The organism is Streptomyces sp. NPDC050674, assembly GCF_040654575.1.
GTDB lineage: Bacteria > Actinomycetota > Actinomycetes > Streptomycetales > Streptomycetaceae > Streptomyces.
This window is the reverse complement of sequence record NZ_JBFAIG010000003.1, coordinates 375,722-395,559: the sequence shown is the minus strand read 5'-3', so window position 1 is coordinate 395,559 and position 19,838 is coordinate 375,722. Positions and strand designations below refer to the sequence as shown.

The window sequence follows — 19,838 nt, the reverse complement described above, 5'->3', positions numbered from 1 at the left end:
CTACCGTTCGATGTCACAGGGGCCCGCCGCGGCGGACACACAGGTCTGGATGAGGACGCCCGGCTCGGCCTCGGTGAGCTCACCGGTGCGCAGGTCGCGTACGGCGCCCGCCTTGAGCGGGGTGACGCAGCCGAAGCAGATGCCCATGCGGCACCCCGACGGCATGAGCACGCCGGCCTCCTCGCCGACGTCCAGCAACGGCGTGGCGCCGTCCGCGCCGACGGTCTTGCCGGTGGTGCTGAACGTGACCTCGCCGCCGTCGCCGGTGGCGACGACGCTGGGACGGAAGCGTTCGGTGTGCAGGCGCTCCGGTACGCCGTGATCGCTCCAGTGCTTCTCGGCGGCGTCGAGCAGGCCCGCGGGTCCGCAGGCCCAGGTCTCGCGCTCGGCCCAGTCGGGCACGAGCTCGTCGAGACGGGCGATGTCGAGCATGCCGTCGATGTCGGTGTGCACCTCGGTGAGGCGCAGCCTCTTGTCTGCGACCAGATCGTGCAGTTCGTTACGGAAGATCACGTCCTGCGGCCGCGGCGCGCAGTGGACCATGACGACGTCGTCGAACTCGGTGTCCCGGAGCATGCCCATCACGGGCGTGATGCCGCTGCCGGCCGTCAGGAAGAGCACCTTGGCGGGCTTGGCCTGCGGCAGCACGAAGTCACCGGTCGCCTGGTCGAGCTGGATCAGCGTGCCCGGCTTCGCTCTGCGGACCAGGTGGTTGCTGACCTTGCCGCCCGGGATCGCCTTCACGGTGATCGTGACGCGGCCGTCCCTGCGGTGCGTCGGCGAGGTGATGGAGTAGGCACGCCACAGGCGCACCCCGTCGACATCGACGCCGATCCGCACGTACTGACCGGCCGTGTGACCGCGCCAGCCCCGGCCCGGCCTGATCACGATGGTCGCGGCGTCACCCGTCTCGGGGTGCACGGCCTCGATGCGCCCACGCAGGTCGGCACCCGCACGCAGCGGGCTGACCAGGTCGAGGTAGTCCGACGGCAGGAGCGGCGTCGTGACCATCTCCAGCAGTTTCCACGCCCTGCTGCGGAGGGCTGTACTCGTCATGACTCCAGCTTGCTGTGCCTCAGGGCGTAAAGTCCTGACCGCAGGATGTGAATCAGGTCGTCTGAATTGTTCGCAGGGAACAAACCATGAGTCATGCAATCCAGAGGGCCAGCGAGCTGGCCCTGGATGAGAGGACGGTCACCGCACTGCGGGCCGCGCTGAAAACCACCGCCGACGAGGTCGTCCAGGCGATCATCGACGAGGTCCCTTCCTACGCCAATGCCCTTTCGGGCAGCATGGGCGGCACCATCCGCCGAGCCGTCCGCACCGCCCTGGGACACTACCTGGACCTCGCGAGTGGCAGCGCCACGGGCGGCGACGGCGGTGACGCGGCCTACGAGCTGGGCCGCGGCGAGGTGCGCGACGGCCGTTCGATGGACGCCCTGCTCAGCGCCTACCGCGTCGGCGCCCGCGTAGCCTGGCGCTGCCTGGCCGCCGGCGCCGTATCCGCAGGTCTGCCCGCCGCCGAGGTCGCCAAGTTCGCCGAGCTGACCTTCGCCTACATCGACGAGCTCTCCGCCGCGAGCGCCGCGGGCCACGCCGACGAACTAGCCGCCCAGGGCAGGGCACACGAGCGCCACCTGGAACAGCTTGCCCGCGACCTCCTCGCCGGCGCGAGCCCGGACGTCCTGCTCGTCTCCGCTCAACGGGCCGGGTGGCAGCCCCCGGTTGCGCTGACCGCGGTGCTGCTGCCCGCCGCCCAGGCCCGGCCTGCCTACCGCGTGCTCGACCCGAGCACCCTCGTCCTCGACGATCTACCGGATGCCACCGGAGTGCTGCTCGTTCCCGATGCGGACCGATCGCATCTCTTGCGGCAGCTGACCGGCCGCACCGCCGTGGTCGGCCCGGCCCGGCCATGGACGCGTGTGTCCGCCTCGTACGCCCGAGCCGTACGCGCGCGCTCCCTCTCCTCCGATATTCGCGACACCGAGGACCACCTGCCCGAGCTGGTGCTGAGCGCCGACGCGGACGCGTTCGCAGACCTGCGTGCCCGAGCCCTCGCACCATTGCGGACCTTGCCTGTCGCGACCGCGCGGCGCCTGGAGGAGACGTTGCGGGCGTGGCTGCTTCACCAGGGCAGGCGGGAGGAGGTGGCGGCGGCGTTGTTCGTCCATCCCCAGACCGTCCGGTACCGGATGTCGCAGCTGCGGGAGCTGTTTCCGGATCTCGCCTCGCCGGACCGGGTCCTTGAACTGACGCTGGCGGTCGGGCTTCGGGCCAGCTGACACGTACTTCGGCCGTCCACCACCACATCTGCGAGCGGTCCAGGAACCGTGCCTCGTCCTCGGTGCCATCAGCCGGCTGGCGTTGTCTCCGATCCGGCCGTGTCACAACACGATCGGTCCGAGTTCCGCCGCTGTTTCGGCCAGCGCGCGGATCGCCGGGTTGTCGGACGAGGAGCGCCAGGTCAGGGCCCATGGGAGGGCGGGGGCGTCGGGGAGGGGCAGGAAGACGATGCCCGGGGGGTTGTTGTAGCGGGCGGCGACCTCTCCCAGTGGCTGGACGCATTCCCCGGAGGCGACCAGCGACAGCACCTCGTGGAAGGTCCGCGCGACCGGCCCCCGCGGGACGCGCCGGCCGAGCGGGGTGCGCATGGGGATCATGGACGCCACCCAATAGTCGGGGGCGTCGGGGCCCAGGTCGACCACGCGGTTGTCGGCGAGGTCCTCCAAGGACGCGGAGCCGCGTGCGACCAGCGGATGGTCCTCCGCCACGGCCAGGACACGGGCCCCGGTCAGTACCGTCGGCCCCACCGTGAGATCCGGCTCGGCCACGGGCAGCCACACCACATGCACGTCATGCTCGCCGGTGCGCAGGCCGGTGAACGGATCGCTGCCGTTGATCTCGCCGAACTGGATGTCGCTGCCGGGACAGCGGGTGCGGAACGCGTCGACAAGCGGGCGCAGTTCGTGTCCGGCGTGGCCGAACACACCCAGCCGTAACGTCTGGCTCGTGCCGGCCGCCCGGGCCCGGGCGAGACCTGCCTGGAGGAGGTCGACAGCCTGCTGGAGGTCTTCGCGCAGGCGCCGGCCGACGGGCGTCAGGGCCACCCGCCGGCTGGTGCGGTCGAACAGGGCGACGCCGAGGCGGCGTTCCTGCCTGCGGATCACCTGACTGACGCGGGCCTGGGACACCCGAAGCCGCTCGGCGGTACGGCCGAAGTGCAGTTCCTCGGCCAACGTCAGGAAGATCTCTATGTCGCGCAGCTCCATACATAACCCCCGCGTTATGGATAGCCCCGCCGATCTTATCTTGTTCGGTCACTGACCTGCATCGATGCTGGTACACAACCCCACCGGACAGGCGGGGCACGCCCGATCCACCGATCGAAAAGGCAGAGCATCGATGAGTGACATGCAGGCCATCGTCGACCGCTTCGAGATCGAGGCGCTGCGCGCCGAGTGCACCGACGCGGTGATGATGCGTGACTACGACCGTGTCGCCTCGCTGTTCACCGCAGAGGGCACCATGCGGTGGCCGCACATCGGCAAGGAGTTCGCCGGCCGGGAGGAGATCCGCGCGGGGGTCGCATGGGGGCAGGGACTCTGGGAGTTCTTCGTGCAGCACGTCCATCCGGGCGTCATCCGGCTGGACACCGACGGCGACACCGCGACCGGCCGGGCGTACATCCAGGAGTTCGGGCGGATGCGCGACGGCAGTTCACACCTGAACCACGCCCTGTACCACGACCGTTACCAGCGCACGCCCGACGGCTGGAAGTTCAGCGAACGCGTCTACGAGGTCAGGTACACGGACGCGTCACCGCTCGCGGGCTCACCGCCACCCCAGGCGCGGGACACCCCTTCGACGTCTCCCTCCGCGCGAGCGGTGTCGGCCCGCCACCTCTCCACATCCACGCATCGAGCGAAGGAGCAACTGTCATGATCCTCATCACGGGAGCCAACGGCGTCGTTGGACGTCAGGTGATCAGCCAACTGCTGGGGGAGGGCACGGCCGTCACCGCGGTCACGCGCGGGAGCGGCGAGACCCGGTTCCCCGACGGCGTGAGGGTCCTCCGCGGAGACCTGTTCCACCCCGAGTGGATCGAGACGGCGCTGCACGGAGTGGAAGCGCTGCAAATCAGCCCGCGCGCCGTCGGGCCCGGCCTCGGTCAACTGCTGAGGCTCGCCGCCGAGCGAGGCGTACGGCGTACGGTGCTGCTGTCGGCCACCACCGTGGAGTACCCGGCCGGGGAGGCCCGCTTCGCCGCCCAGTTCGAGCACGCCGAGAAGGCCGTCATGAACTCGGGCCTGGACTGGACGATCCTCCGCCTGGCCGACTTCGCCGCCAACGCACTGGCTTGGGCACCCCAGATCAAGACCGGTGACGTGGTGCGCGGCGCGTACGGACGGGCCGCCACCTCCCCCCTCCACGAAACCGACATCGCAGCGGTCGCCCAACGCGCCCTGCGGGGGACCCTTCAGGGCGAGTCGGTCCACACGCTGACCGGCCCCCAGTCACTCGACCAGAGCGAGAAGGTACGGCTCATCGGCGCCGCCATCGGCCGGACTCTGTCCTTCCAGGAACTGCCGCCCGAGCAGGTACGGCAGGGCATGCTCGCCCAGGGGCTGCCCGAAGAAGTGCCCGCCCGGCTGCTGGGCTCCCTCGCCGACTACGCCGTCCGGCCGGGCCCCACCACCAGCACGGTCCACGACCTGCTGGGCCGGCCCGCACTCACCTTCGCCGACTGGGCACGCGACAACGCACTCGCCTTCCGCGGGTGATCAACCGCTACTTCACGTTGTGCGCGAACCAGTCGTGGGAACAGTTGCCGCACTTGTTGTCGTCGCCCGGGGTCCACCCCTGGCACACCGTGCAGACCAGGCAGTTCAGGATGTCCGTTCCCCCTGTCAGCCCCACGCTCTCGAGGCGGGACAGGGCCCTCCTGCGCACCTCGTCCAGTTGAGACTCCAGCTGTGCGAAATCGGCCGCGTTCTCTTTGAACGCTTGCTCCTGCGCTTCGTTCACCTGCGTATTGAGGCCCACCGTCTTCCCTCCTTTCACAGTAGAGAAGCTGTGTGTCTCTTTCGATTGTCGCCCAGGCCGGGCACGGGAGCATCCGGATGCCATGCCCCCTCAGGACGCGAATCCGCGGGCGGCTCGGAGGATGTCGGCGGGAGCCGTTCCGCACTGGGCCCACGCGATACCCACACCCGCGTGCATGCGCACGATCTCGTCGCCCAGGGGGATCGGCAGGTGGATCCGGGACTGCATCCACACCGCGGCGGCGTGCGCGTCGGCGGGGTCGAAGCCGTCGGCGAGGACGACGAACTCGTCACCGCCGTAGCGGGCGACCGTGTCGCCGTCTCGCACGGCCTGACCGAGCCGTTGAGCGACCTCGACGAGGACGCCGTCCCCCGCGTCGTACCCGAAACGGGTGTTGATCGCCTTGAACTCGCGGAGGGCGAAGAACAACACGGCCAGGCCGTGCGTGATGCCGTCGCCCACGGGGGCCCGGACATGGGTGTGGGGGACCGCGACCTGAGCGGCGCGGCCGGGGTGGGCGTCGTCGTAGAGGTTGTCGGCCTCCTTCGCGGCGTCGGGCCCCTGCTCCGGGAGTGGGCAGAGCCGGGCGGCGATACGGGCGTGCAGCTCGGCGGAGTTCGGCAGGCCGGTGAGGTCGTCGTGCGAGGCGCGGTGGGCGAGATCGAGCTCGCGTCGTTTGCGCTCCTCGATGTCCTCGACATGGGTGAGCAGGAAGCGCGGGCCGTCGGCGGCGTCGGCGAAAACACTGTTGCGCAGTGAGACCCACAGGTACGTGCCGTCGCGGCGCCCGAGGCGCAGTTCCACACGCCCGCCGTCCGCGCTGGTGCGGAGCAGGGTGCCTATGTCCTCGGGGTGGACGAGGTCTGAGAGCGAGTAGCGGCGCAGGGCGGTGGCCGGGCGGCCCAGCAAGCGGCACAGCGCGTCGTTCGCCCGGAGGATGCGGCCGTGGTTGCCTCCACCCATCTCGGAGATCGCCATGCCGCTGGGCGCGTACTCGAAGGCGTGTCGGAAGGATTCCTCGCTCGCCCGCAGCGTCTGCTGCTCGCGCTCCAGTCTGACCAGGGCGCGTTGCATGTTCGTGCGCAGCCGCGCGTTGCTGATCGCGATGGCGGCCTGGAAGGCGTACTCCTCCAGGTCTCGGCGCTCGTCCGACCTGGGGCGGCGGCGGGTGAGAGGCCGGTCCACGGAGATCACGCCGATCAGCTCACCGTGGGAGGCTCCCGAAGCGCTCCGGGCGTACATGGGGGCGAAGAGGCGGTCGGCGGGGTGCCACTCGTCCTCGAAGCGGGGGGCGGGGCCGTCGGTGTACCACTGCGGGACGTCGTCGTTGTCCAGGACCCAGCCCTCGGTGTGCGGTATGAACACCAGGTCGCCCCAGTGCTCGCCCATGCCGAGACGGCGCTCCCAGGACTCGCGCGAGCCGGCCCGGCCGGTGATGAGGGCCTCGGCGGCGCGGTCCCCGGCGAAGGCTGCGACGACGAGGTCGCCGTCCGGCCGGACGAGGTTCACGCACGCCAGCTCGTACCCGAGTCCGGTCACGACTCGGTCGGCGACGATCTGCACGGTGTCCGCGAGGCTGCGGGCGAGATGGAGGTCCTGGACCACGGCCTGGAGATTGTGACTCCTGTCGATGGCGAGCGCGCTGTGCGTGGCGAACTCGGCGGCGACCGACAGATCGGCGTCCTGGAAGGACTGCTCGGCGGGGTGCCGCAGGAGGACGGCCGTGCCGATGATCCGTCTGCGGCCCTGTAGGGGCACGAGGACGGTGTGGCCTCCGCCGGGTGCCTGATGCCCCTCGCCGAGCAGTTCGGGCAGCGCGGCCGCCCCGACCGGCGAGTCGCCACCGACCGGCGTCGCCCCGTTGAGTACGTCGAAGAGCGCACTGCCGGGTCGTACCTCGCAGCGCGCGGCACCCCCTGCGGCGCGGAGCGGGTGGACCTGTTGCAGCCGCAGCACCAGCGGGCCCGCGTGCTCCTCGTCGCCCACCGGGATCGGGTCCCGCAGATAGACCATGACGGCGTCGGCGACGGCGGGTACGACGGCCCGGCACAACCGCGTCACGATGTCCTCCGGGTCCCTTCCCCGGGTGATCCGGCGGGCCGCCTCGGAGATGTCGCCTTCGGGGTCGACGGACGGGGACCGTGGGGATTCCAGCGCGGGGACGGACGTCTCCTGGCTGGTCGGCGGGTTGTCCGGGGTTGTTCCGGACAACCCGGCGGGTTGTCCTTCCGGAGCGTGCCGAGCCTGCCCGGGCACGGAGGGCCCGGCTTCCGCCGGAGAAGCCGAGGGCATCGAGGACGACCGGAACGAGGACGACGAAACCGACGAGGGCCTAACCGACGACGAAGGAACCGACGACGAAGGAACCGACGACGGGGTCGAGGGCGACGGAGCCGAAGGCGACAGGGTCGAGGATGACGAGGTCGAGAACGGCGGAGCCGAGGACGACCAGTAGCCCACCTCGTCGGCGGCCTGCTGGACGGCCTCGTGCTCCTCGTCGAGGACGGCGCGCGCCTTCTCCAGGGCACGGTCCACGTCGTTGAGTGCGGCGGCGTCGGGGCCGAGCGCGTCCAGATCGGGCCCGGACGGCAGCGGCGCAGGCTGCTCCGTACGGGAGGGTTCGTCCTCTCCCATGCGCAGCCGCAACTCGGACAGTTCGGCCTCCAGTTCCTGGATGCGGCGGGCCGCGTGGTCGGCGACCTGCTGGGCGATGCTCCGCTCCCGCTCGGCGCGGACCAACTGTTCACGCAGGTCCGTCTCCTGCCGCTGCACCCGTGAGAGGAGCTCCAGCACCCCCTGGCCCTCGGGGAGGTCGACCCGCAGCGACTCCAGCGCGTCGAGCCGACGTCGCAGTTCGGCTACCTTCGCCTGGGCCTGTCCGAGCATGACGAACAGCAACGTGGCGATGGAGAGGGCCTGTTGACGTCCGTGCTCGCCGGCCTCGTAGGCCTGCCGGGCGCGCTGCATCTCCTGGAGGACCTCGATGGTGCGGTCCTTGGCCTCCAGCAACTCCCGGGCGGGCACCATCTCCTGCGACTCCGTGATCGCCGTGGGGTTCGTGCGCGCCCGGTCCCACCACGTCCTCGCCTCCCCGAGCCGCCGTCGGGCGAGGTCGGCCTGTTCGTGGGGAAAACACACGTCGGCCACAGCCTCGACGAGGTCCCACTCCAGCGATTCCCCGGCGAGCCGGTCCCGCAGCCGGCGTAACTCGGGCACGGCACCGGCGATGAAGTGCTCGGGAGTGAGTCGTACGTGCAATTCCTTGACGGAGACGCCCGTTTCGTCGAGCCAGGACCGCACCATCGCGACCAGCCGGTTGATCTCGACGCACGAGCCCCGGGCCGGTCCCCACGGCCGCCCCGCCCGCTTCCTCTCGCCGGCCACTTTCTCTCCCCATGGTTTGTTCGCCGGACAACCCCCTGTTGTCACCGGAGAAACATCCAACCGTCCCACCTGCGGTTCTGCCCGGGGATCGTCGTAATCCGTCATCGAACACGACGACACGCCATCCGTCATCCACACCACACGACCCAGGCGGTGCCTTCATGAACAACACCTTCCCGGCGTTCCTGCTCCTCGCGCTGGCGGTGGCCGTCCTCTTCTCCGTCGTCGCCGCGGCGATCGCCTTCGCCCTCGCCCGCTGGGAGGGAGCGGCGGTGCCGACGGCCCTGTCCCGCGGTGGCATCGCCTTCGCCGCGAGCCTCACCCTGTGCCTGGCCGTGTTCGCGGCGTTCGACGGGACGTAGTGGAGGGGGCGGGGGCAGGGGACACGGGGGAGAAGCATGCAGAGCCGAGCAAGGCCCCTGTCTGCGGTTACTCCGCCGGTAGGGGTCTTGTTGAGGCGCCGCTCCCAGCCAAGAGGCGTGCCGGATTGCGAAACAACTTCTGCCCCGCTGTCACCCATCTGGCCTGCCGTGATGGCAAGGCAAACGCAGTCCGGCAAGGGTGGGGTGGGCCTCGCCGTCCATGTCGGCCAGGCGCTTCCGACCGAACGAACCTCAAGGAGCTCGGCCATGTCTGAACGCAACACCGCCATCCGCAGCCTGCATGATCTTGGTCTGGCCGCCTGGTTCGGGGGCTCGCTGATGGGGGCGGTCGGCCTCAACGGGGCGGCCCAGAGCGAAGGCGGCATGGAGACGAACCGTGACCGGATCTCTTCGTCGGGCTGGGCGAAGTGGGCACCGGTCAACGCCGCCGCGATCGGAGCGCACCTGTTCGGTGGCGGCGGGCTGCTCGCCGTGAACGCACACCGGGTCGCCACGCAGCAGGGCGTGGGCGCATCTACAGCGGCCAAGACCGTCATCACCGCCGCGGCTCTGGCCGCCACGGCCTACGCCCGCGTCCTGGGCAAGAAGGTCGAGCTGGCGTCCTCCACCGACCCCGCTGACACCGAGAAGGCGGACAAGCACCCGATCGACCTCGACAAGGCGCGGCGACAGCTGGCCACTGCCCAGTGGGCGGTACCGGCCCTGACCGGATGCCTGGTCGTGCTCAACGCTCTGCACGGCGAACAGCAGCGCCCGACCGAGCAGATTCCCGGCATGTGGGAACGGGCCCGCTCCGCCACCCACCTGATGTCGTAGAGCCGTTCAGGTCCCGTCCCGTGGAAGCGGAGTGCGGCGTGGCGTCGGCCGAGCAGCGGCCGGCCGACACGGTCTTCCCGGGTGCCCTTTCCGCCGCCCAGGGCGGGCCGGTCGGCTCGCCTGCGGCCATCACGTCCCTGTGTCCGCGGTCGGTGGGTGAGCGACAGGTGTCGTAAACCGAGGCAGGCACTCGGCGAGCAGGTCGACGACGTCACGCCACGCTCGCTGCGCGTGCCGTGGGTGGTAGCCGACGGCGGGGACCACGGTGTGGTCGACCGGTGGGTGGTGGAAGGCGTGCAAGGCGCCGCCGTAGACCACGAGGCGCCAGTCGACGTCCGCGGCTTGCATCTCCGCTGTGAACGCGTCCCGTTGCGCGGGCGGCATGATCGGGTCTTCCGACCCGACCCCGGCCCACACCGGGCAGCGGATGCGCGCCGCCTCGCCCGGTCGGCCCGTGGTCAGGCCGTTGATCGTCCCGATCGCCCGCAGGTCGACGCCGTCGCGCCCGAGTGCCAGCGCGATCGCGCCCCCGGTGCCGTAGCCGACGGCGGCGATCCGGTCGGGGTCGGTCCGCGGCTCGGCGCGGAGCACGTCGAGCGCCGCGTGGCCGATGTCCCGCATCCGGTCGGGGTCGGCGAGCAGCGGCATGCAATGGGCCAGCATCTCCTCGGGGTCGCCCAGATAGCGCCCGCCGTGGAGGTCGAAGGCCAGCGCCACGTATCCCAGTTCGGCGAGCGCATCGGCCCGGCGGCGCTCGACGTCGCTGAGCCCCATCCCCTCGGGCCCGACCAGGACCGCGGGCCGGCGGTCGACACCGGCCGGGAGTGCGAGGTGCCCGATCATCGTCAGGCCGTCTGCCGCGTATTCGACCGTGCGCGTGGTAACCGGCTTCATGAGCCCGGACTGTAGTGATCGCCGGCCCGGTCGGGCCGGTGTTCTGCTGCTGGCAGAAGGCAGGTCTCTGGCGTATTCCGGCCAAAAGCGGACCCAGCCCCGGTCGACCGCGCACGCCCGGGCAGCAGACACCGCCATGGCGCGAGGTCACCGACCTGGACGTCATACGGCGAAGTTCTGTTCAGCCGATGCCCCGCCGTCGGCGGTTACTGGAAGAGATGGTCAAGGTAATAGTCGATGGCGGCGGTGGCTTGTTCGGGGGTACGCAGGCCCAGGACGACGGGTGGACCCTGCGAGTCGGCGAGGCCGAAGAGCAGTTCCGCTTCCACGTCGGGGTCGCGGTCCGGCGCGATGTCACCGGCTTCCTGGGCCATGCGGACGAGGTCGGCGAGGAGCCGGTAGAGGCGGGGCAACCCGTCGACGTAGAGGGCTCGCAGTTTGGGGTTCGCAAGCATGCGGATGAGGTAGGCGACGCCGACGAGCCACTCGCGGCGACGCCGGTCGTCCCTGGGGATCGTCTCCAGCAGCACCCAGCGCAGCGCCTCCCGGGGGGTGGGCTCGCCCTCGGGCCATGCCTGCTCGTTCCACCGCTGCTGGACCAGCCAGTCCTGGTACTCGATCGCATAGGCGAGCAGTTCGTCCTTGTTGGCGAAGTAGTGCTGGATGCGGCCGGTTGAGACGCCCGCCCGCGCCGCCACGGTCCGCATGGAGATCGCTTCCAGCCCATGGTCGGCGACGATGTCCAGCAACGCCTCGGCGATCTGGTCCCGGCGGGCCTTGTGGTCTACCTGTCGCGGCACGTCGACGGGCACCTCTCTCTTCCTCGTGCTTGCCCTCCTGGGCGAATCAGCCTAATGTCGCTTTTTGCAATACGAACGTATTGCAAAAAGCTGGGCCGCCTGCACTTCGCAGCGGCAAGAGGGAGAGGACCGGACCATGCGGGAGCGACGCTCCACTGCCGGCGCCTTACTGGGCGCGGCCCTCCTCGTGGCGGTGATGGGCACAGCGGATGCGGTGCGGGCCTCGCCGGTGACGGCCGGGCAGCACCCGCACCGGCAGCGTGCCCAGGGTCAGCGCCCTGAGGCGCGGTCGGACACCGTCCGTACTCGCCAGGGCCGCCTGAAGGGGGTATCCGCCGGCGGCGTCACTACCTTTCGGGGCATCCCCTATGCGGCGCCTCCGGTCGGCCCGCGGCGCTGGCAACCCCCGGCCGCGCCACCCATCTGGGCCGGCACACGCACGGCGGCCGAGCCCGGACCGGCATGCGCGCAGCCCGAGGTGGCGGACTCCGCGGAGGACTGCTTATACCTCAACGTCACCACGCCCGCTGAGGGAGCGGACCGCCCGGCCAAGCGGCCGGTCGTGGTCTGGTTGCACGGCGGGGCCTTCAGCTCGGGCTCCGGGGACCAGTACGACGCCACCCGGATGGCCCGGCAGGGCGACGTCACGGTCGTGACGGTCAACTCGCGCCTGGGCGCCCTGGGCTTCTTCGCCCACCCGGACCTGCCTGATTCCGGGGCTTTCGGGCTTCAGGATCAGCAGGCGGCGCTGCGCTGGGTACGGGACAACGCTGCCGCGTTCGGCGGTGATCCCGGCAATGTCACGCTCATGGGCGAGTCCTCAGGAGGCGCGAGCGTGTGCGCTCAGCTTGCCTCGCCCAAGGCCGCCGGGCTCTTCCACCGCGCGGTCATCCAGAGCGGCTCCTGCCTGCAGAACTGGCCCAAGAACACGCTCGCGCCCGGCGACCCCGCCGCCACCTATTTCGTCCACCAGGACGAGCTGGCCGCCAAGGGCCGCGGCGCTCTGGGCTGCCGCGACCTGAAGTGCCTGCGTGCCAAGCCCGTCAAGGACGTGTTGTCCCTCAACGGGCGCTTCCACCAGCCCGCCTACGGGACGAGTGTCCTGCCCCAGTCGCCGGCCCGCGCGCTCAAGGCCGGCCACGTCCACCGCGTGCCCGTGCTGCAGGGCAACACCCGTGACGAACACCGACTGTTCGCCGCCCTGTTCACCCTGGACGGGCCGATGACGGCAGCGGACTACCGCCGCCTGCTCACCGAGACCTACGGCCGGCGGCAAGCGGCCCGCATCGCCCGCGCGTACCCGCCCGGCGCCACGCCCCCTCTGACCTGGGCCAAGGTCGGCACCGACCGTAGCTGGGTGTGCCCCACGCTGGCCGCCGACCGGCTGCTGGCCCGGCATGTTCCGGTCTACAGCTACGAGTTCGCCGACCGCCACCCACCCGCGCCCGACCTCCGCCCCGACTTCCCGCTGGGCGCCTATCACAGCGCGGAGCTGCCCTACCTGTTCGGCATGGGCGACCTCCGCCTCGACGACGGACAGTCCGCCCTCTCCCGACGCATGATCGCCGCGTGGACGACGTTCGCCAGAACCGGCACGCCCGGCGACGACTGGCCGCCCTTCCCGCGCACCCAGCAGCTGGCTCGCAGCACGTTCTCCGGCGTGGACGCGGCGGCCGAACACCGATGCGCCTTCTGGTCGCGCAACTCCTGACGCCCGTCATCCGCACATCTCCCGCGGACCGTACGAACGTACCCCTCCGGAGGATTCCCGTGAACGAAATCGGCACCCCGCTCGCCGAGGCCGACTACATCGGCGCCACCGCCCACGAGTTGAGCGAGAAGCGAGCAGCGGCGAAGATCGCCGCTGGCATGAGCCAAAGGACTCTCTTCCGGCGTCGCGGCCGCATCATCCTGCACTCCGACCTGCTCGTCCTCACCGGCTGGTCCGACAACGGCGATCTCACGCTCACCCGCGCGGACATCACCACGGCAGAAACCCGCTTCACCCACCTCTACGGCCGCTTCCTCGGCGGCCTGCTGAACGCAGGCCAGCCCCTCATCCTCAACACCACCAATGCATCGGCCGACGAGGTGTACCTGCTCATCAACCACCGCGGCTTCCTGGAGACCACGGACGATCGGGCCTGGCAGAAGCGCATCGAGCGGTGGCGCCACGGCTGAACCGAGAGGCCGCTGTGGCGCACCCTCGGGTCCGTACCCGCCTCCGGTGAGTACGAGCGGGTGCATCCGCCGGTCCTGCTCGCCTTCCACCAGGTCGGCCGGCGCTCCGTCAGAGCCAGATGGCCCAGGTCGCCGGCATGGCAAGGCTCCAGGCCGAGAACGGCAGGCCGTGCCCGGCCCGCCTGGGCTTGCGATCCTGGATGTCCTGAAACTCAGATGCCCATGGAGGCGATCTCGATGGGTGAGCGGTATGAGGCGGCGGCGGTGACTGCACAGGCCCGGTACGTCCGGTTCGAGTGGACGGCGCGGAAGTAGTCACGCAGGTTCTGCCAGTAACTGACCAGGTAACCGAGGCCGGGGACGAAACCGGGCGGGCGGGGGACCAGGGCGAACGCCTGGCTGCACTGGAGGATCTCGCCGGTAGCGGTGGACAGGATGTCCGCCACCTCGGCGTTCATGTTCCAGCCGGCCGCGAGTTCCGGGTTCCATATCGCACCGGCCACTGCCCGCAGCTTCTCCTGCTCCTCCGCGGTCGGGTCATTCAGCATGCCGGGTGTGACGGTCACAGATTTGTGTGCCGGTTCGGCGGGGGTCGCTGCCTTGGCCGGTCCGGCGATGGCCGTCACGACTCCCGAGGCCAGTAACGCAACCGCGGCCACGGCATGTCTGTACCTCATGCTTCTTTTGCTGGTTGTCACCGCGTCCACCCTTCCGTCGAGTGACCACCCGCGATCGCGGGGGCGGTCCGAAAATCGCACGAGGAGACGGGGTGGTCAACGGCAAAACTCGCCAGTGGCGCCGGCACCATCCGTCCGCGGAGGCCGAGGTCCGCGAGGGCTCCGAGGCCGGCGGTGCGCAGGTGGGCCAAGACGTGGTCGTGGCGGGCGGCGGTGATGTCGCGGGTGCGGCCGGGCCGGTCGGCTAATCTCCAGATCAGGCGGCCATTCTCGTCGGTCAGGGCGAGGAAGTGCAGGCCGTGGATGCGGTGGTGTTTCCCCAAGCCGTGGACCAGTGCTCCACCGGCTTCTCTCCCACCGCCAGGATGAGGTGCCGCCGCGCCCGTGCCGCCGTCAGCGTGGCGGTGACGTCAGGCGGGGCCTGCGGGGGAGAGGTCGGGGCGGGCGGGGTGCAGGCGTGCGGGGTGGCGCCACCGGCCGGAGGCATCGCGGGGGACGTCCACGCCGACTTCCGCCAGCAGCATCGCTTCCACCAGCGTCTTCCGGCTGCCCCGCCCGGCGGATTCCCTGCCAGGGTTTACGTGTTGAGGCCGAGGGACCTCCGTCGGCTGAGCAGCCCGAGCGGGGTCGCGCCCACCGGCATGCCGGACCAGATCATCGCCCGGCGCGGCGGCAAGACGTTTGGGTCGGTGGTAGTTGCCGGTGCGGCGGCCGGGGTCTCGGACGACGGCCGAACCGTGCTTCCGGTTGCGGAACGGCCGATGCCTCCATGGCCGCACGGCGGGACAGAAGGCGGCTCGACGGCGCGCATGACTCGTATGCCACAAGGCCAGCGCACCCCGGTGCTCGTATGTGCCGGTTCGGTGGCCCTGTGCCGCTGATTCGCCGATAAGAGGGGTTTGCTCTTTATGTATGCAGTCGGGGCTCTGCCGGCTTTCAGTATGGGAACGGGAGCTCATGTCATTCCCGTAGGGCAGGGGTATTGCGTGGCGATCTTGTGTCGACCGGCGGTGTCGGTTCCGGAGTACGTCATCACCATGGAAGAAACGCTCGAGCTGGCACGCGCGCGGCACGCAGATCATCCCCGGCTGGACCTTGCGCTGCGACTGATTGAGAACACCGGAGTGCGGACTCGACACCTCGTGCAGCCGGTCACCCGGACACTCGCCCATCCGGGTTTCGGGGAACGCAACCGGGTGTATGCGCGGGAAGCGAAATCCCGCGTGCCCCTGGTCGTCGAGCGTGCGCTGGAGGACGGCGACGTGCGGGCCGCGGATATCGACCTGATCATCTACGTTTCCTGCACCGGCTTCATGATGCCTTCGCTCACGGCGTGGCTGATCAATACGATGGGCTTTCCCCCGGACACCCGGCAGCTGCCGATCGCTCAGCTGGGTTGCGCGGCGGGCGGAGCCGCGATCAACCGGGCGCACGACTTCTGCACAGCCCATCCCGGGGCGAACGCTCTGATCGTGGCATGCGAATTCTGCTCTCTGTGCTATCAGCCCACCGACCTCGGCGTCGGATCACTGCTGTCGAACGGCCTGTTCGGTGACGGTGTGGCCGCCGCCGTCGTCCGTGGAAGGGGCGGCCACGGCATCAACCTGGAACGCAACGGCTCCTATCTCATCCCCGGCACGGAGGAATGGATCGCGTACGATGTACGGGCGACCGGCTTCCACTTCCTGCTGGACAAGCGGGTGCCGGGCACCATGGAGCCCCTCGCCCCCGTGCTGCGGAGCCTCGCTGACCGGCACGGCTGGGACATTTCGGATCTCGACTTCTACATCGTGCATGCCGGTGGGCCGCGGATCCTCGATGACTTGAGCACATTCCTGCACGTCAGGCCAGACGCCTTCCGGCACAGCCGGGCCACGCTCACCGAATACGGCAACATCGCCAGCGCTGTCGTACTGGACGCCCTGCGCCGCCTGTTCGACGAGGGCGGCGCCGACGACCAGGCGCGCGGCCTGCTGGCCGGCTTCGGCCCCGGCATCACCGCCGAGATGGCGCTGGGCCGTTGGAACCGTATCCCGAGCCCTGTTGCGGAGGATGTCCGATGACCGCCGTCCACCCCGGGACGACAACACCCTCGGACCGCGGCCTGATCGTGCCGCCCGGTGAAGGCCGGGTTCTCCAAGCCGCGGCCCAGCACGTGACGTTCAAGGTGACCGGTGCGCGATCGCGTTTCTCGTCGAGCTTCGAGGTGGTCGTACCCCCCGGCTTCGACGTCGGCGCCCATGTCCACGCGTACAGCGAGGAACTCTTCTACGTTCTCGAAGGCGAACTCGATGTCCTCGCCTTCGAACCGCGCGTGCGTACGGCGCAGGGCTGGCGGGGGTGGCAGTCGCCGAGAGGCGAACGCGTGGTTCGTGCCACACCCGGCACGGTGATTCTGGTGCCACCCGGCTGCCCGCACGCTTTCGCCAACCCCACCGGCGATCCGGCCCGGATGTTCTTCCAGTCATCCCCGCCTCCCGACCACGAACGCTACTTCGAGGAACTCCTGGAAGTGCTCTCCGCCGACGGACCGGTCGATCACGACGCCGTCGCCGCCCTGCGCCGCCGCTACGACATCGAACAGCTCACGCCGCTGCGCCACGATCACCCGACCAGGAGCGTGTGATGCCGGACGAAATCGCCCCGCTGTACGAGGTGTCGGACTTGACTGCCCTCGACTTCGACCCATTCCTTCGCGAGGCACTGCAAGCCGGACCGCTTGTCCGTATCCGACTGCCGCACGGAGCTCCGGAGGAGTGCTGGCTGGCGACACGGTACGAATCTGTCCGATTCGTCACCACCGATCCCCGCTTCAGCCGGAACATCGTCGGCCGGCCGCTGCCCACCATGAACAAATACCTCATCCCCTTGGACCGGGCGGTCAGCTTCGTCGACCCGCCCGACCACACCCGTGTCCGCTCGGTGGTCTCCTCAGCGTTCAACCGTTCCGCCGTGACGGCTCTGCGTCCTTGCGCCCAAGCCGTACTTCACCAGCACATCGACGCCATGATCACGGCCGGCCCGCCCGCCGACCTCGTGCACCACGTGACCTCCCCTTTCCCTTTGCATGTCACCGGAGCTCTGCTGGGGGTACCGGAAACCGACCGTCCACGCCTGCGCACCTGGGCGAACGCAGTTCTGACTCGAGCCAAGGACGAAGCCGAGGTCGCGCACGCCCGGCAGGCCAAGGAAGAGGCACGCGCCTTCTTCGCCGAACTGGCCCGCCGGCGCCGACTCGAACCACGGAACGACCTCATCAGCGAGATGGCAGCACACGTCGACAGCGGAAGGATCGAGGAAGAAGAACTGCTCGCCCTGGTCACGCTGATGGCCCTCAACGGCTGGCACGCCGTACGCAACCACACCTCGAATATGGTCTACCTCTTCCTGACCGACCAGAGCCTGAGAACCCGGCTGCTCGGTGAGCCGCACGCCGTCCCGGCTTCCGTGGAAGAACTGTTGCGCTGGATCCCGCACAAGCACGGGGTGGGACAAGCCCGCGTCGCCACCGAGAACGTCGAAGTGGGAGGAGTCCTGGTACGCAAAGGCGAGGCCGTATACGTCTCCTACGTGGCGGCGAACTGGGACGAGCGGATCTATCCCGACCCGCACCTGATCGACATCGACCGCGAGGGCCCACCCCACCTGGCCTTCGGCCACGGGCCCCACCACTGCCTGGCCCCACTGCTGGCGCGCCTCCAGGCCGAACTGCTGCTCACCACCCTCATCGCACGTCTTCCCAGCCTGCGACTGGCCACGGATCCCCAAGATGTGGTCTGGCAGAAAGACGTCCTCATCCGAGGGCCACTGAGCCTGCCGGTCGCCTGGTAGAGATTGCTGACCATGACGGTGGCGACGCTCGTGCGGAGGAACGAGGCTGGAGGACGGCCATCGGCGGCGATGTCAGGCCGTTGGTCGTTGTGGTGGACGTTCCAGACCGCGATCGCCCGGGCGGGCGCAGTGGCGGGCCCGATTCCTCAGCGGCACCCTTGCAGCCTGCGGATTTGCGCAGTCTGGGGCCGCCCACCCGGCTGCACCGTTCTCACAGCGGTGCAGCCGCACCATGCCCGTGCGCCACATGCGTGAGCACCAGCCGAGCACAAAAGCACACGAGTGGCCCCATTCATGCGGAGTTCGCTGCCTTGTTGGCCGGTCCCCGGTACTTCTCGATGTGGCTGGTGTCTTCACTGTGGAACACCCAGTGGTTCACGCCCGGGACCTACGTAGGCCACAACACAAGCCGCAGAGTGTCGGCCTCGGGGGCCTTGCCCATGCAACCTCCCACCTCTTTGGCCTCTGTCGGGGGCCTGAGTGCATGGGGCTTGTGCGGCACGGAGTCAGGGCGCGTGCCGCACAAGCGGTCAGTTGTCGCTGGGTACCAGCTCGCTCTCGCGGGTGGTGTCGTGTCCGGTGCGCAGGGTCCCGGCGGCGACAGCAGTGGTGACACACAGCAGGGTCAGCAGGACAAAGGCGTGGTTGAGGGCGACGAGGTGGGTCAACCAGCCGATGACGGCGGGGCCGGCGAGCATGCCGACGTAGCCGAGTCCGGCGACGCGGGAAACGTTGGCGCCGGCGGCCGCGGGGTCGGCGTGCCCGGCCGCGCTGAACAGCTGCGGGACACAGCCGGACAGGCCCAGGCCGAACAGGGCCCAGCCCGCGAACGCGGCCCACAGCCAGGGGCCGAGGGCCACCAGCGTGATGCCGACGGCGGCCGTGGCTGCGCCGTGGCGCAGGACCGCCATGGATCCGAACCGCGCGGCGAGGCGGTCGGCCAGCAGCCGGCCGGTGGTCATGGCCGCTGCGAAGGTGCCGTAGGCGAAAGCGGCCGTGCTGGCGGACGCGCCGAGAACGTCCTTGAGGTGCAGGGCGCTCCAGTCATTGGCGGCGCCCTCGCAGAGCATGACCATCAGAGCCAGGACGGCGAGGAGCCAGACGCGCCCGCCGACGCCGTGACGCTTGGCGGCCGACGGTGCCTTGGTCTGTTCCTGCTCCTGTTCCGCAGAGGCGGTGCAGGCTGACGGGGGAGCGGCCGGCAGCAGGGCACGTGCCGACGCCAGGGCGATCGCAACGCTCACGGCTCCCATTACGGTCATGCCGGCGGCTGGATCCAGGCCGGCACTCGCGGCACCCGCTCCGACGAGCGCGGCGACGACACCGCCAACGGAGAACGTCGCGTGGAAGCCCGACATGACGGGTCGGCCGTACGCCTTTTCCACGTGCACGGCGTGGACGTTCATGCTCACGTCCAGGCAGCCGTTGCAGAAGCCGAAGACCAGCAGGGAGGCCGCCAGCGTCCACGGATCCCGGGCAAGACCGGGCAGTGCCAGGGCCGCGCCGCACAGCACCCCGCTGGCGGGCACCACGACACGCACGCCGAGGCTGTCGGTCAACCGCCCGGCGACCTGCATCCCGGTGAAGGCCCCGACGCCCAAGATGACCAGCAAGCCGCCCAGCGTCGCGTGGCTGATACCCACGCGCTCCTCGATCGCGGGGATGTGCACCACCCAGGCGCCCATGAGGGTGCCGCACAGGACGAAGTAGACGTAGGTCGCCACGCGGGCGGCTCGAAGCGAACGTTCCATGGCGCCCACCATAACGAACAAGTCCAATGTTCGAAAGGCGGCTCAACGAACAACTTGATTGTTCATTCTCTGGTGGTG

The 19,838-nt window shown here is 69.9% G+C and carries 19 protein-coding genes; 10 read left to right on the top strand and 9 right to left on the bottom strand.

All coding sequences use genetic code 11. The features are described from left to right. Complete coding sequence (locus AB0I06_RS08685; protein WP_363118020.1) at nucleotides 1-1,056, bottom strand: ferredoxin reductase; 1,056 nt, start codon at nucleotides 1,054-1,056, stop codon at nucleotides 1-3. Between the two features lie 86 nt (nucleotides 1,057-1,142). Here AB0I06_RS08685 and AB0I06_RS08680 point away from each other — a divergent pair, with 86 nt between their 5' ends. After that, nucleotides 1,143-2,282: a helix-turn-helix domain-containing protein gene (locus tag AB0I06_RS08680; RefSeq protein WP_363118019.1), complete on the top strand. Its 1,140-nt coding sequence runs from the start codon at nucleotides 1,143-1,145 to the stop codon at nucleotides 2,280-2,282. A gap of 102 nt (nucleotides 2,283-2,384) precedes the next feature. Here AB0I06_RS08680 and AB0I06_RS08675 read toward each other — a convergent pair whose 3' ends face one another. Continuing rightward, nucleotides 2,385-3,269, bottom strand: coding sequence for a LysR family transcriptional regulator (locus tag AB0I06_RS08675; protein ID WP_363118018.1), 885 nt, complete (start codon nucleotides 3,267-3,269; stop codon nucleotides 2,385-2,387). A gap of 133 nt (nucleotides 3,270-3,402) precedes the next feature. Between AB0I06_RS08675 and AB0I06_RS08670 the strand changes: the two genes are divergently transcribed. Continuing rightward, on the top strand, nucleotides 3,403-3,942 hold the full coding sequence (locus AB0I06_RS08670; RefSeq protein ID WP_363118017.1) for a nuclear transport factor 2 family protein: 540 nt from the start codon (nucleotides 3,403-3,405) through the stop codon (nucleotides 3,940-3,942). Further along, nucleotides 3,939-4,781: an NAD(P)H-binding protein gene (locus AB0I06_RS08665; RefSeq protein WP_363118016.1), complete on the top strand. Its 843-nt coding sequence runs from the start codon at nucleotides 3,939-3,941 to the stop codon at nucleotides 4,779-4,781. Before AB0I06_RS08670 ends, AB0I06_RS08665 begins: the two co-directional genes overlap by 4 nt. 7 nt (nucleotides 4,782-4,788) lie before the next feature. On the opposite strand, the gene AB0I06_RS08660 is transcribed toward AB0I06_RS08665, so the two are convergent. Together AB0I06_RS08660 and cdgB are read right to left on the bottom strand one after the other, a co-directional pair. Next, nucleotides 4,789-5,043 (bottom strand): hypothetical protein, encoded by a 255-nt coding sequence (locus tag AB0I06_RS08660; protein WP_363118015.1) that lies wholly within the window; start codon nucleotides 5,041-5,043, stop codon nucleotides 4,789-4,791. 90 nt (nucleotides 5,044-5,133) lie between these two features. Beyond that, the gene (cdgB, locus tag AB0I06_RS08655; protein ID WP_363118044.1) at nucleotides 5,134-6,675 is read right to left on the bottom strand and encodes a diguanylate cyclase CdgB; all 1,542 of its coding nucleotides are present in this window, start codon (nucleotides 6,673-6,675) and stop codon (nucleotides 5,134-5,136) included. 1,913 nt (nucleotides 6,676-8,588) lie between these two features. On the opposite strand from cdgB, the gene AB0I06_RS08650 reads away from it, so the two are divergent. Together AB0I06_RS08650 and AB0I06_RS08645 are read left to right on the top strand one after the other, a co-directional pair. Beyond that, nucleotides 8,589-8,789, top strand: a complete 201-nt coding sequence (locus tag AB0I06_RS08650; protein WP_363118014.1) for a hypothetical protein — start codon at nucleotides 8,589-8,591, stop codon at nucleotides 8,787-8,789. Between the two features lie 267 nt (nucleotides 8,790-9,056). Next, nucleotides 9,057-9,626 (top strand): hypothetical protein, encoded by a 570-nt coding sequence (locus AB0I06_RS08645; protein WP_363118013.1) that lies wholly within the window; start codon nucleotides 9,057-9,059, stop codon nucleotides 9,624-9,626. Nucleotides 9,627-9,755: 129 nt separating this feature from the next. On the opposite strand, the gene AB0I06_RS08640 is transcribed toward AB0I06_RS08645, so the two are convergent. Together AB0I06_RS08640 and AB0I06_RS08635 are read right to left on the bottom strand one after the other, a co-directional pair. Next, nucleotides 9,756-10,520 carry a dienelactone hydrolase family protein gene (locus AB0I06_RS08640; RefSeq protein ID WP_363118012.1) on the bottom strand — a complete coding sequence of 255 codons (765 nt, stop codon included), beginning with the start codon at nucleotides 10,518-10,520 and terminating at the stop codon, nucleotides 9,756-9,758. A 206-nt stretch (nucleotides 10,521-10,726) separates the two neighbouring features. Beyond that, a complete protein-coding gene (locus tag AB0I06_RS08635) occupies nucleotides 10,727-11,320 on the bottom strand; it encodes a TetR/AcrR family transcriptional regulator (RefSeq protein ID WP_363118011.1) in 594 nt (197 codons plus the stop codon). A gap of 136 nt (nucleotides 11,321-11,456) precedes the next feature. Here AB0I06_RS08635 and AB0I06_RS08630 point away from each other — a divergent pair, with 136 nt between their 5' ends. Both AB0I06_RS08630 and AB0I06_RS08625 read left to right on the top strand, forming a co-directional pair. Then, entirely contained in the window at nucleotides 11,457-13,031 is a 1,575-nt protein-coding gene (locus tag AB0I06_RS08630) for a carboxylesterase family protein (protein WP_363118010.1), read from the top strand. 59 nt (nucleotides 13,032-13,090) lie between these two features. Next, on the top strand, nucleotides 13,091-13,501 hold the full coding sequence (locus AB0I06_RS08625) for a hypothetical protein (RefSeq protein WP_363118009.1): 411 nt from the start codon (nucleotides 13,091-13,093) through the stop codon (nucleotides 13,499-13,501). 212 nt (nucleotides 13,502-13,713) lie between these two features. On the opposite strand, the gene AB0I06_RS08620 is transcribed toward AB0I06_RS08625, so the two are convergent. Beyond that, a complete protein-coding gene (locus tag AB0I06_RS08620) occupies nucleotides 13,714-14,049 on the bottom strand; it encodes a hypothetical protein (protein WP_363118008.1) in 336 nt (111 codons plus the stop codon). 146 nt (nucleotides 14,050-14,195) lie between these two features. Further along, nucleotides 14,196-14,501 (bottom strand): hypothetical protein, encoded by a 306-nt coding sequence (locus AB0I06_RS08615; RefSeq protein ID WP_363118007.1) that lies wholly within the window; start codon nucleotides 14,499-14,501, stop codon nucleotides 14,196-14,198. A gap of 663 nt (nucleotides 14,502-15,164) precedes the next feature. Between AB0I06_RS08615 and AB0I06_RS08610 the strand changes: the two genes are divergently transcribed. From AB0I06_RS08610 to AB0I06_RS08600, 3 genes are read left to right on the top strand one after another with little or no spacing between them, the layout of a single operon-like run. Beyond that, on the top strand, nucleotides 15,165-16,241 hold the full coding sequence (locus AB0I06_RS08610; protein WP_363118006.1) for a type III polyketide synthase: 1,077 nt from the start codon (nucleotides 15,165-15,167) through the stop codon (nucleotides 16,239-16,241). Next, nucleotides 16,238-16,804, top strand: coding sequence for a cupin domain-containing protein (locus AB0I06_RS08605; protein WP_363118005.1), 567 nt, complete (start codon nucleotides 16,238-16,240; stop codon nucleotides 16,802-16,804). Before AB0I06_RS08610 ends, AB0I06_RS08605 begins: the two co-directional genes overlap by 4 nt. Continuing rightward, nucleotides 16,804-18,009, top strand: coding sequence for a cytochrome P450 (locus AB0I06_RS08600; protein ID WP_363118004.1), 1,206 nt, complete (start codon nucleotides 16,804-16,806; stop codon nucleotides 18,007-18,009). Before AB0I06_RS08605 ends, AB0I06_RS08600 begins: the two co-directional genes overlap by 1 nt. A 530-nt stretch (nucleotides 18,010-18,539) precedes the next feature. Here the strand turns inward: AB0I06_RS08600 and AB0I06_RS08595 are convergent. Further along, nucleotides 18,540-19,760 (bottom strand): MFS transporter, encoded by a 1,221-nt coding sequence (locus tag AB0I06_RS08595; RefSeq protein ID WP_363118003.1) that lies wholly within the window; start codon nucleotides 19,758-19,760, stop codon nucleotides 18,540-18,542. Nucleotides 19,761-19,838 lie beyond the last annotated feature (78 nt).